We start from the raw sequence: 12,837 nt of genomic DNA, 5'->3' as shown, positions 1-12,837 counted from the left end.
TATTACGCAGGAGGAGTAATTGAAATTGAAATTAGTTCTCTGACATGAACTGCGGAATCTTGTTGTAATGCTGATGCCACGATCGCTTCACATTCAACTATACTTAACCGAGCGATCGCCTGCTTGACTCTAGGTATACTTTGGGGATTCACGCTCAATTCATCCAGCCCCAAACCTAGTAAAATTGGTGTCGCTAAAGTATCTGCTGCCAATTCTCCACATAATCCTACCGAAATCCCCGCCGCATGGGCAGCTTGGATAGTTTGCTGTACCATTCGCAACACTGCTGGATGTAGCGCATCAACCAAATTTGCCACGCGTGCGTTAGTGCGATCGCTAGCCATGACGTACTGGCTCAGATCGTTAGTACCTATACTAAAGAAGTCTACTTCAGTGGCTAACTGATCAGCGATCGCAACTGCTGCCGGAACCTCCACCATAATCCCTACTTTCATCGCTGCATCAAAGGAAATACCAGCTTGATTTAATTGAGCCTGCACTTCAACCAAAATTACCTTAGCTGCACGTACCTCAGTTACAGTCGCAATCATCGGCAACATGATCTTAATTTGGTGTCCCACACTGGCTCTCAAAATTGCCCGTAACTGAGTTTTGAACAAATCCAAATGATCTAAACAGAAACGAATTCCCCGCCAACCTAAGAAAGGGTTAGCTTCTGTTAACCCTACTCTCAGATAGGGAAGTGGCTTATCACCACCTACATCTAGGGTACGAATAATCAGTGGACGATTATCTAAAACTTGGGCGATCGCCTGATACACTGCTAGTTGTTCTTCTTCAGTAGGGGCGCTTGTCCGATCTAGATAGAGAAACTCAGTGCGGAGTAGCCCCACGCCTTCTGCACCGCTAGCCACAGCAACTTGGACATCACTTATACTACCAATATTGGCGAAAACGCTAACTTGCCGGCCATCACGAGTAATTGCTGGCTGGTGTGCTGTAGCTCGTGCTTCCTGTTGAGCAGTTTGCCAAGCTGACTGCTTTGCTGCCAGTAGATCCAGGATATGTGATTCTGGTTCTACCCAAGCTTTGCCACTTTCACCATCAAGTGCCATAAGTGTACCATCTGCCAAGTGCAACACCTGGGCATCTACTCCCAAGACTGCGGGAATACCCAATGTCCGGGCGATAATTGCACTGTGGGAAGTGGCGCTACCAGAAGTAGTACAAATACCCAGCACCTTTGTCGGATCTAGTCCAGCGGTATCTGAGGGGGTTAAATCAGTCGCCACCAAAATCGCAGGTTCTTGAAGATGCACTTTTGCAGGGGCATTGCCAGCTAGTAATCGTAATACCCTTTGCCCGACATCTACAACATCATCAACTCGCTCTTGCAGGTAAGAATCTTCAAGTGTGCGGTAGGAAGTTGCTACTTCATCTACTACGGTTTGCCAAGCGGCTTCAGCATTTAGATGGTGTTCTAAAATGCGCTCTTTAGCCGCTTCCAACAATACTGGATCTTCTAAAAATAGTAGTTGGGCATCGAAGATGGCGGCTTCAGCGTCACCAATTTGAATAGATGCTTGTGAGAAAACTGCTTGGATTTCTTGTCGGGCAGTGTGAATTGCTGCTTGTACTCGTTGCCACTCTGCCTCAACATCATCTACGTGGTATTCCGTAATCGGAATGTGGGTGGGTTGATAATGAACAATGGGTGCGATCGCTACTCCACCAGAAGCTGCTATTCCTGAGAGTTCGCCGTGAGTTGCTGGGGTAACTTTATGGTGAAATGCTGGTGGAGAATTCAAGGCAACATTATCTTCACCAAAATTATTTGCGAATAATGCCTGTAATGCCGCCAGCGCTTCATCTGCATCCGAACCAGTAGCAGTAATCACCAGTTCGTGTCCTTGACGCACCCCTAAAGTTGTAACTTGGTTAATACTGTCACCCCTAACTAGCTCAGTATTTCTCGTGAAATTCTGCACCATAATTTGGGATTTAAACCGGGCTGCGGTTGCCACAAACTGCGCTGCGGGACGGGCATGTAATCCTAAGCGATTGCTCACAATCAGCCGGATTTCTGGCGTTGGTGATTCTATATTAGTTGTTGAGGTGACAACTGACAACGGCCTACTAACTACACCCAATTGAGTTGCTTTTGCTAGGAGTGCGCCGCATGCTTCCGCCATGACTTGGTGAATATCCCTACCAGATGCCGCAGCCACCACAGCAGCGATCGCCCCTTCTACTAGAGGTGCTTCACACAAATGCACTTTTTGCTGCTGTGCTTCTGAGAGAAACTCTATTGCCATTTCTGCACTCAGCAAAGCACTACCCAAATCCATTAACACCAAGACACCATCATCAGAGAAAACAGAAGCGATCGCCTCATAAACCTGGATGGGATCTGTACCCAGTGGGTTTTCCGGATCTTCAATCCCTGCTGCAACCGCGATAGAGACTTGGCCTTGAACCATCTGCGCGGCGAGTTCCCGCACACCCAAAGCTAGTTGTTTACTGTGAGAAACGATGACAATTCCGATCACTGCCACACCGCCAAACTTGTTGAGAGGTTTGCGTTTAGCTAGTTATCCCTTTCATTTTCCCATTTTGCACCGCTAAAAACAGCGCTGATCTTGATTACAATTGCAACTGCCCGAAAATATTCCGGTCTTTCCAGCTAGAAATACGAATAAAATAGCCTTCTTTTACGGGAATACGTGGTGTCCACTCATAAACTCCATCGCTAGCGGTACGGGAAGAAATGTTTTGGATAAGTTTGTTTCCATCGTACAACTTAATCGAGACATCGCCGTCAAAATTATCCCGCCACAATATTAAATAAGGCTGATCCTTCTTTGGAAGTACTTTCTTCACTGGCTGATTGAGCAAGATTTTTGGCGCAACCTGATTTTTGGTTTTCTTACGGAATCCCAGATAATGAGGTAGGTGTCGGAAAGCAGGATTTTCTTGCGGATTAGACAGTTGTGGAACAATAATATTTCAGTTCTGGGAATTAAATAAATAAGTTGACCTGCCGCCGTCAACGGTAATGATATCGCCTTTGACTCCTAATTTACGTAATAAATCGGCTGTTTCATCCAGAGTTGCTTGGTTCACCGTCATAATCAACAACAACTCATCACCCTTAACACCATCTTTGTCCAGAGTACCGATGATTTGATACTTATTCGCTTGGTTTTGGGCTAATACTTTCGCCGGATGATCGCTGTATCGGTAAGTGACAATGGCATTGTTCACTGCTTTTTGGTTGAGAGGCGCACCACTAACTTGGTCGTAATCGGTAATGTATGCCTGCTTACTATTCCAGACTAGGGCTTTCAGGTGAATATTACTATAGTATTTCTCTTTTGGTTGCTTGATTGGACCATAAGGGCTAGTACCACCACTGATGACTACACCATTTAGTTTAATTGGAAAGGATAATTGAGTACTAGATTGGTATTGCTCAAAAAAAGAACAATTAATCATCGAAAAAACGTTGTTTGCGTAAAGTTTCTTATATTCGTCTGTTACTTCAGAAAACAACTTAGTTTTGAAAAAAGGGCTGTAATATTTACCTTCTCCTTTATAATATTTACCTTCATTTAGACCCATATTATCTACCTCTCCGGTAATTTGGTCTATGTGCATTTGTGCCAGATCAATAACTTGTAAATAAGCTTCGTTACCATTTGTTAATTGTTTTTTATATAAAGCTGCCCCCTTTATAGCCTGGAGAGGCTGATAAGAAGATAGAGGGTTAAAAGTTTGGGCAATCAAAAGGCTACTCAGAATCGGCAGCAAAAAAAGCAATAAATTGATTACAATATTCATCGTCTGTTGACTAGGTAGTAAATAGATTTATAAGTTAATTGCAATCATTGCTGCAATGATTTAAGCGTTGCTTATAAATAAAGCAACATTAGCTGTAAATGTTAAAGCGTTTGCAGAACTAATTTATACATTTCTTGCAATGATTTGAGCATTGCTTATAGATGTAATAGAATTTGTTACAAAAGATGAAGTATTTTTAACAGTTGCTTATAGCTGACCTACAAATGCTTAAACATATCTTATGAGTGATCTAACATTAGCTGCAAACGTTTAAATTTTGACAACTAATGTTTGAATGAGAGCAATGTCTAGGACACGCTACGCCTACACTGTTTGGTTAATAGTTGGTGATCATGGGTTGAGTGAAACTCACTTCGGAAGCGATTTTGTACAGCATTCTGGCAGACATGACATTGCGATATCCACTGCCATCCAATGTCAGCGAAGAGGAAAGGGGGCAGGGGGTAGCTTTCAAGGGGGAAAACCCCATAAATAAATTTAGTTGCTCTGAAACCCTTGATTGCAGTGGAATTACAGAATTTTTCTCCCCTGCTCCCCTGCGTCTTCGGTGATACCCAGAGCTATATAGCCATTATGAACCGCGTACACCAGAACACATGAAAATCTTTCTTCCCCAGTCCCCATTCTCCAGTCAGTTGGTGAAGCATTGAGGCAACGCCTGCTGTAGTATGATTGTGGTTTTATCCTACTAATGGTATAAAAGATGACGGCTCAATTTGAATACAGCACTCTCGCCCATTCACAGGATATTCAGCAGCTGGGGTATATCTTTGAGCAGTGTTATATCAGCGCATTTGGTGGCGAGGAAGTTTACATCAATCTCGTTGGCGTAGAAAATTTCCGCATTATCCGTAAATTGCAGCAAGTAATTGGTGGATTGGCAACTCTGGATATGGGTCAGTGGTGGGGTGGTCAACGTGTATCAATGACAGGAATTGCGGCAGTGGGCATTGCTCCAGAGGATCGCGGTTCGGGAGCTGCGATCGCTCTAATGCAGCACACCCTGAAAGAACTTTATGCTAGGGGCGTAGCAATCTCTGCTCTTTATCCGTCTATTCAAGGCTTGTATCGAAAAGTCGGGTATGAGCAGGGGGGTCACTGGTGTGGTTGGGAAGTTGCTGCTAACAGTATCCAGGTGCGAGAGCAACCCCTACCTTTGGAACCAATAGTGACCATCAATCATCAAGTATTTCATGAGTTATATCAGCAGCAGGCGAGACTAACGCATGGATATTTAGACCGACATCCAGCAATCTGGGAGCGCTTAATCCAACCAGATCAGAAGGAAACATTTTACGCATATTTTATCGGTAGCAAAGAGAAACCCCAAGGCTACATCCTCTTCAGCCAACATCCAGCAGAGGATGGCGCAATTCTGCAGATCAAAGATTGGGTAATACTCACAGATGCTGCTGCACAAAGTTTTTGGTCTTTTCTTGCCAATCATCGCTCTCAAATTGACCGGGTGCAATGGAAAAGTTCTGTGATTGATTCCCTGACATTGCTGCTACCAGAGCAAACTGCCAAGATCAGGCATACGATTCGTTGGATGTTGCGGGTAGTACATGTAGTCAATGCGTTGGAGGCGCGGGGTTATCCATCGGGAATTGAAACTGAACTGCACTTAGAAATTCAAGATAATTTGCTAACTGGAAATAATGGTAAATTCATTCTTTCTGTCGCCAACGGACGTGGTGAAGTTACCAGAGGTGGAAGAGGTGAGTTGCAGCTAGATATCCGAGAATTGGCACCATTGTATACAAGTTTGTTCACCCCCTACCATTTGCAACAAGCCAGAAAACTGCATGGGACAGAAACCGCTATCTTAACAGCTACGCAAATATTTGCAGGTGCGTCGCCTTGGATGGCTGATCACTTTTAAGCCACTTACAAGTAATAAAATGCCCAAATGGCGAAAGCGCCAAAATACTTGGGTAATGCCAACAATATCATTGAAACGGCTGGGCATTTTATTTTTTGGATCTCCTTAAGGGGAGTGGGGAATTGGGCTTCGGGGCGTTCCGATAGAAGTCGAGTGTGTTATGCCGTAGGCTAACGCACCTTGAATTGTTGAAGTTGCACTGCTCAATTATCAGGGGGATGAGGGGGACAAGGAAGCAATTTTTCTCCCTTATCTCCCCTTGCTCCCCATTTCCCTGATCTTCCCTACCTGATACCATTTCACTTTAATAATGATACAAATACGTTGGTAAGGGCACAGCAATGCTGTGCCCTTACGAGAAATCTAGATGTATCAGGGTTTGTGTAAAATGGTATGAGTTACTAACTTAAATTGCTAGTTAGTTTAGGAAATTTGGAGTGCCACTACCACCATACCTACCAATAGCAGGAATTTCCAGTAGGCTATCCGTGGCCTTACCAGTACCATCATTGGTAACAGAGGTAGAATTACCCGGATGTCCATTAGGAATGAACAGTTGTGGGTGGTCAAAAGGCGCTTTATCATACCGAACTCGGTCATCAGTCAGTCCCTTTAAAAAGGCGACCAATTGCTGTTTTTCTTCTGGTGAGAGATTCAGCGGTGGAAGAACTCCAAAGTCACCACCCCGATTGTAAAAATCAACCACTTGCTCTAAAGTCGCCTGACCTCCATTGTGAAAGTAGGGAGCAGTGAGTTCCACATTGCGAAGTCCAGGTGCTTTGAAGGCTCCGTCTGCAAACACAGTTTCACTAGGATTCAACGGTGGAGTGAGAATGGGGGGGTTTTCGCCGAGGAGAGCCTGAAATTTCCCTGACTGAGCCAATCGTGCCTCTGAAAGCGGATTACCTTGGCCGTTACCAGATAAACCGTCATTACCACCCAAACCTAGATCGTCCGTAACAGGTCTGACGCCGATATTGAAGAAGCCATTGTCTTCAGGGCTGTTTGGAGGGAAGGGTGCACGTTTGATTCGTCCCTCTTTAGCCACGTTGCTCACTGAAGCAGCTGTTAATTCTGATCCAACATGACAACCAATGCACAGACCTTTGCCCTCAAATAGTTGTTTACCTAGTTGCTGCTGCTTGGTTAGGGCTGTGGTGTTTCCTTGCAAGAAGCGATCAAAGGGCGTATCATTGGCAATGAGTGTAGACTCGTACAACTGAATTGCAAGCCCAAAGAATAGCGAGAAGTTATACTCCAACAGTGTGTACTCATTGGTTTGGGAAGAGTTATCAGGCGTGTTGACAAAAGTCCGTCTACCTTGAGCATCAACTTGGATGAGTCGATTAGATTTCCACCACTGCGGCTTAAAGGCATCTTTAACCAGCTGCTCGTAGGTTCTATCCTTCAGTCCGGGTTGAGGCGATCTACTGTCTGCACCTAAAACGCTGTCTTGTGGATGCACAACCTGTTTGCCTAGCGGTCTGAGGCTAGTTAACTTTTGCGCCAGTACTCGAGGGAGCTTTGTACCGCTAATTGATAGAACATTTTGCACCAGTCCGTTGATAGATTTTATGTTGCCAATTTGCCCCAAATTACCAGTAATATCTTCAACGGAACTGAGTAGCGGGCCAACCAGAGTATCACCAATATTATCTAGATTATCTAGATTATCTAGATTATCTAGATTATCTAGCGGCAGTTCGCTGCTAGATCTTCTATTGTCAATTCGCCCGAACTTATCACCAATTTCTTGAAAAGTGCGACCATCAGCAGACGTCTCGAAGGAATTGAGTGGTGGTCCAAGTGCCTGGGAAGCCAAAGACGAATTATTCAGGCTGATTTTGACAAATTTGAGCTGATTTGGGTTTTCTGCTTTTACCACAGAGGCGTTAGGGTCTCTTAAACCGAAGGGGTTCACGCCATTAAAGATACGCTGCGCCCTTCCATCCCAGAAGTTGCGGAAGTTGAATGCTGCATTAATTACGGTTGGCGTGTTACGCGCCTGAACACGGCGCACATTCGTACCTCGCACATTAAACACCTTATCTGGCTCGGTTTTTGCTTCGTCTTCCGCGCTACCCGGTTTAACATCAACAAACTTCGTATTGGAGACCCCTTGAGAGGAACTGATATCGTTACGGTCAGACACAACCGTCTTGGGATCATTCGGATTTGACAGCTTGTGGAAGGGAAAATCTTCTTTTCTTTGCTGGTAGTTTGGCGCGCCACCGACATCAAAAACTGTATCCGGATTCGGTGTCCGATCAGCGTTAACCCGTAAAAGCCCAGGAGAAATCTGATTTTTGGATCTATTGTCGGCTCCAGCATGGAAGTGACAACTAGCACAGGAGGTCAGTCCGTCGCTCCCAACCTGTATATCCCAAAAAAGAGTTTTTCCTAACTTGATCGCGGCTACTTTGTTTTGTACGAACTCTCCAAGATTGTCAGGCTCTGGAACCGATATGCTCTTGAGCGAAGCTAGAGGCGACGTAACCTGGGCTGATACACTATTTCCAGCTATTACTGCTGCCAGAATAATCGCAGCAATTGTTATAGTCTTTGAAAATCTTGATCTCAGGTAGTTAATCTTACCATCTTTGAATCTCCACCCTTGGCGCTTTATTTTTGTCACCAAAGATTTCAGCACAAATCGACCTTTTGAGGTCAGTAGCAAGTAAATTGATAAGCAAGTAATAAACATTACTAAGCTTATCATGGGTATAATCCCCATAATTTTTTATCATCAAGTAACACCGAAAAAAATTATACATCTGTGAATAAGTTTAAAATTTAATATTAATGTAAAGTAGTTACGCAATTTACGAATTTTATGTGAACAAAAAACGCCATATGACTACCAAGAAATTGAGTAGGTCGGTAAGCTATTCTATATTTAACTTGCATTAACTAGGCTGCTAACATCCTTTATCCACAAGAGTTTGATAAAATGTATATATACAAATAAGATATATTTTAGCTTATTATCATCCCTACTTTGAGTAGGATATTTAAATGTCACTACATCAAAGTTCTGGTCGGTGGCGCTTAGGGCTTGCGTTATCGCTATTGACGGTCTTATTGTGGGGAATTTTACCGATTGCTTTGACAGTAACTCTGCAATCACTTGATGTCTATACAGTCATTTGGTTTCGCTTTTTGGTATCTTTTTTACTACTTGCTGTGTATTTAGGAATACGTGGTAAATTACCAAAATTAGAACAATTGCATTCTGCTTCTTGGAAATTATTAGCGATTGCTACACTCTTCTTAGGGATTAATTACTTTCTGTTCATGCAAGGTTTAGCACTAACATCATCTGCTAATGCTGAAGTTCTCATTCAATTATCTACCCTTTTATTAGGTTTAGGAGGGTTAGTGATTTTTAAAGAACGTTATCGACTGTATCAATGGATTGGTATAAGTGTAATGACTTGCGGTTATCTTTTATTTTTTCGTGAACAACTCACGAATTTAATTACCGCACATGGCACATATATACTAGGTAGTGTTTTGATTGTGCTAGGAGCAGCAGCATGGGCTATTTATGCTTTGGCACAAAAGCAGTTATTACAATCTTTCTCTTCCCCTAGCATCATGCTGATTATTTACGGGGGCTGTGCTTTATTATTCACTCCTCTAGCCAAAGTAAAATCACTTTTTATACTTGATACTTTCCATTTAGGAATGTTAGTTTTTTGTGCTTTTAATACTTTAATCGCTTACGGTGCTTTTGCCGAATCATTAGAACATTGGGAAGCATCACGAGTAAGTGCAGTACTAGCTTTAGCTCCGATTGTGACATTAATATCAGTCGTAGTTGTATCAGTTATTGCACCTTATTGGATACCATTAGAACACTTCACTTTCATAGCAATATTAGGAGCAGGTTTAGTAGTCACAGGTTCAGTAGCGATCGCCTTGGCAAAAGCTGATTAATAGGAATGAGTTTCCGGATTTTTACTGGGTTTTTTATCTAGTGAATTTTTGCTATCTTCAAAGCTACAACATAAATACTGAGGCAGGGAATTTTTTATTTGTTATGATTTAATAGTGAAGGCAAACTACTGGAGTCAGCCTCTTGTAAGATGGATAGTTTACCCATCTGTATGACTCTGTAGCATTTAATTGTTCACCTTATAGCCCAAAAAAATCCTTGAATAAGAATTCAAAAATCAGAATTCAGGAGTCAGAATTTATTACTGGAAGATTGGTATCCGCTACTTTCGCATTGACTTCCAAATCATATATTTGATGGGGATTTTAAACCAATTTATACCCATTATCTTAAGCAAGCTACATCCGCAAGTCATACAGAATTCATGGCTGGATTATAACTGCTGACTCCTAAATTCTGTTTTGAGAAAATTGAGGCTAATAACTTTAAGTAAACCAAGCAGGGCGCCCGAATAACTACCAAAGCCAACACCTGATAAAACCAGACCACCGAAATAGTTGAGCGATGAATAGTTTGTTTGGTAATTGGGTCAGCACCCTGAGAAAAAATTTTCTGTTGCTGGTTCTTTCAACACTGCTGCCAACATTTGGAATTAGTAATCCTGTTTTGGCAGCAGAGCGGATTTATGCATCTTATTCAGCTTTAGAGCTTTCCATTTCAGTCACGACTTTAGAAAACTATGCTAAAACAGGTGTAATTGACGAAGATTTAGCAGCGTATCAGCAATATCTGCCTCTTCAACAGCTTCAAGAATTACGGCAGATTTTACTCAATCGTGTAAAAGTTAGTCCGGCAGTACTTTCGCAATTTCTCTATACACCGCAAGGAGAATTTTTGCTGCATCGGTTGGCGCAAGTGATTAAAACCCAATCTCGTCAGCCAGAACCAGAATTTCATACTTTGCGTTCGGCGGTAATTTTAGCCTCTGCTGAATCGGGAGGCTTGACACTTTTGAATGTGTTGCGTAAATATCCCACCAACAGCATTAACCTTGATGTAGTGCAGACTTTGGAAATAGCTACACAATTGGAGAAACTTATTAATAAAACCCATCGGGCGATCGCAGCAGTTTCCCAAAAGTCTAAGATAGAAGCTACTACTATCAAACAACCAAATTTATCACAATTGCCCGATTTACAGGTTCCGGGAAAGTTGAAGTCGCAAAAATATACCCTAAATTTTTTCGACTCAACGCGCAATCGGCTTTTATTAACTGATATTTATATTCCTAATATCCAGAATGCTGCACCTGTAATTGTGATTTCTCACGGCTTGGGTTTAGACAGTAGCAACTTTCAATATTTAGCCACTCACCTAGCTTCCTACGGATTTGCCGTCGTCGTTCCCAATCATCCTGGTAGTGATGCTAAACAATTACATTCTCTGTTAAATGGACGCGCCAGTGAAGTAGCAGAACCAGGTGAATTTAAAGACCGACCTTTGGATGTAACATATATACTGAATCAGTTGGAAAAAGGTAACCAATCTGATTCACGATTTAAAGGCCGGTTAAATCTGCAACAAGTTGGAGTCTTTGGTCAATCTTTGGGAGGCTACACAGCCTTAGCCCTAGCAGGTGCTAAAATCAACTTTGGGCAGCTAAAACAAGACTGTCAACCAGCAGCACTGCAAAATACCTGGAACATGTCTTTACTGCTCCAGTGTCGCGCTTTAGAATTGAGGATCAGCAAGTCTGGCAAGGATTATAACCTGCGGGATGAGAGAGTGAAAGCTGCGATCGCAGTTAATCCCATTACTAGTTCTATTTTCGGCAAAGCTGGCTTAAGTCAAATTAAAACTCCAGTGATGATCGTCAGCAGTAGTGATGATACAGTTGCACCAGCTTTATCCGAGCAAATTTTACCTTTCTCCTGGTTGGCAAATTCACAAAAGTATCTCGTCATGCTTGTAGGTGGTACCCACTTTTCCACCATTGGCAACGGCAATCCTGCAAATCAACAAGTAGCATTACCTGCTGATATGATTGGTGATGCTTCCCAAGCGCGTCGTTACATGAATGTTTTGAGTTTACCTTTTTTCCAAACCTATGTTGTAGGAAGATCACAATACACCCCTTACCTAAACGCCGCTTACACTCAAAGCATTTCTAGTAAGTCTCTTGGTTTAAGTCTGGTCAAGTCATTGAATACAACCGAATTAGCACAATTACTGGATATAAAAGGAGCCAAACCCGCAAAAAAAAAGTTCCCAACACCATAGTCAGCTTCGGATTTTGGATGTTGGATATTGGTGTTGCATTGCTGCATGTGATGATTTTTATTTGACTATAAACAATTAGTTTGTTTATTCTCCGGCGAGTTCCCGCGCAATGTCCATGTTTGCTGCGAGTACACGCACGATTTCAACGGGGTTTTCACCTCGGTATATTAGGAAATATCGGGGCTGCACCAACCAGAAACGAACAGGAAGCGGAGTCAGGTCGTAATGGTACTTTCCTATTCTGGGGTTGTCTGTCAGTAATTCACAGGCGGAAAGAAGCTTGTCCAGCATCTGTTCAGCAGCATCCAAATTATCTGGCGCAATATAGGCATAAATTCCCGCAAGGTCGTTTTCTGCTTGCGGGGAGAGAATATAAAGTTTTGGGTTCGTCACAACGATTTTTTGATCAATTGTCGCGCTTTGTTGCGGATGCGCTCTCGCGCACCTTCTTGGGGAAGACCTTGTGCATTATCAAGCTCCGAAAGACCGATAGCAATTTGCTCATTGAGCCACAATTTATATTCCTCGGAATGGTCATTAAAGCGTTTCAAAAGACGCAACCCCTCCCGAATCACCTCGCTTTGAGAATGGTACAAGCCGGACTCAACCTGCATTTGGACGAAGGCTTCCAACTCAGGAGTAAGGGAAATATTCATATATCTATTTCCTTATAACAATAATAGACATTATAATAACAGTTTTTGTTATTGCTAGCCAGTGAAAATTTTCGCTAGTTAGTAAAATCTTATTAAGAGCTTAATAAACACTTAATAACTTCATGATAAGGTATTTACCAATACTTTGAAAAGCATAAAGGAACTTTATGGCTGTTGTGACAAATGTTGTGGGTAACTTTAGTTATAACACACAGTATCTCACTGGAGATGTTAATCGAGATGGTTATAGTGATTTAATTGAAGTTTGGCAAGATGGAGCAGTATTCAAGTCCGCAAGT

At 42.6% G+C, this 12,837-nt stretch carries 10 protein-coding genes; 4 read left to right on the top strand and 6 right to left on the bottom strand.

The genetic code is table 11. From position 1 onward, the window contains the following. Positions 1 to 2 precede the first annotated feature (2 nt). The 3 genes from ptsP to V7K85_RS08420 form a co-directional block, all read right to left on the bottom strand. Complete coding sequence (ptsP, locus tag V7K85_RS08430; protein ID WP_334812682.1) at positions 3 to 2,510, bottom strand: phosphoenolpyruvate--protein phosphotransferase; 2,508 nt, start codon at positions 2,508 to 2,510, stop codon at positions 3 to 5. Between the two features lie 94 nt (positions 2,511 to 2,604). Next, a complete protein-coding gene (locus V7K85_RS08425) occupies positions 2,605 to 2,841 on the bottom strand; it encodes a hypothetical protein (RefSeq protein WP_334812658.1) in 237 nt (78 codons plus the stop codon). 126 nt (positions 2,842 to 2,967) lie between these two features. Next, positions 2,968 to 3,801, bottom strand: a complete 834-nt coding sequence (locus V7K85_RS08420; RefSeq protein WP_334812656.1) for a hypothetical protein — start codon at positions 3,799 to 3,801, stop codon at positions 2,968 to 2,970. Between the two features lie 304 nt (positions 3,802 to 4,105). Here V7K85_RS08420 and V7K85_RS08415 point away from each other — a divergent pair, with 304 nt between their 5' ends. Next, complete coding sequence (locus V7K85_RS08415) at positions 4,106 to 4,297, top strand: hypothetical protein (protein WP_334812654.1); 192 nt, start codon at positions 4,106 to 4,108, stop codon at positions 4,295 to 4,297. A gap of 228 nt (positions 4,298 to 4,525) precedes the next feature. Then, a complete protein-coding gene (locus tag V7K85_RS08410) occupies positions 4,526 to 5,704 on the top strand; it encodes a GNAT family N-acetyltransferase (RefSeq protein WP_334812652.1) in 1,179 nt (392 codons plus the stop codon). A 418-nt stretch (positions 5,705 to 6,122) separates the two neighbouring features. On the opposite strand, the gene V7K85_RS08405 is transcribed toward V7K85_RS08410, so the two are convergent. Next, positions 6,123 to 8,438 (bottom strand): cytochrome-c peroxidase, encoded by a 2,316-nt coding sequence (locus V7K85_RS08405; protein WP_334812650.1) that lies wholly within the window; start codon positions 8,436 to 8,438, stop codon positions 6,123 to 6,125. A 281-nt stretch (positions 8,439 to 8,719) separates the two neighbouring features. Here V7K85_RS08405 and V7K85_RS08400 point away from each other — a divergent pair, with 281 nt between their 5' ends. Together V7K85_RS08400 and V7K85_RS08395 are read left to right on the top strand one after the other, a co-directional pair. Continuing rightward, positions 8,720 to 9,643: a DMT family transporter gene (locus V7K85_RS08400; RefSeq protein ID WP_334812648.1), complete on the top strand. Its 924-nt coding sequence runs from the start codon at positions 8,720 to 8,722 to the stop codon at positions 9,641 to 9,643. Between the two features lie 523 nt (positions 9,644 to 10,166). Then, positions 10,167 to 11,882, top strand: coding sequence for an alpha/beta hydrolase (locus tag V7K85_RS08395; protein ID WP_334812646.1), 1,716 nt, complete (start codon positions 10,167 to 10,169; stop codon positions 11,880 to 11,882). Positions 11,883 to 11,966: 84 nt separating this feature from the next. On the opposite strand, the gene V7K85_RS08390 is transcribed toward V7K85_RS08395, so the two are convergent. Together V7K85_RS08390 and V7K85_RS08385 are read right to left on the bottom strand one after the other, a co-directional pair. Next, positions 11,967 to 12,275 carry a type II toxin-antitoxin system RelE/ParE family toxin gene (locus V7K85_RS08390; protein ID WP_334812644.1) on the bottom strand — a complete coding sequence of 103 codons (309 nt, stop codon included), beginning with the start codon at positions 12,273 to 12,275 and terminating at the stop codon, positions 11,967 to 11,969. Further along, positions 12,272 to 12,538, bottom strand: a complete 267-nt coding sequence (locus V7K85_RS08385) for a type II toxin-antitoxin system ParD family antitoxin (protein WP_334812642.1) — start codon at positions 12,536 to 12,538, stop codon at positions 12,272 to 12,274. Before V7K85_RS08385 ends, V7K85_RS08390 begins: the two co-directional genes overlap by 4 nt. Positions 12,539 to 12,837: the final 299 nt, after the last annotated feature.

The sequence above is a fragment of the Nostoc sp. genome, assembly GCF_036917615.1.
Lineage (GTDB): Bacteria > Cyanobacteriota > Cyanobacteriia > Cyanobacteriales > Nostocaceae > Nostoc.
Note: the sequence above shows the minus strand (reverse complement) of the source record. Positions and strands in the feature narration are given on the sequence as shown.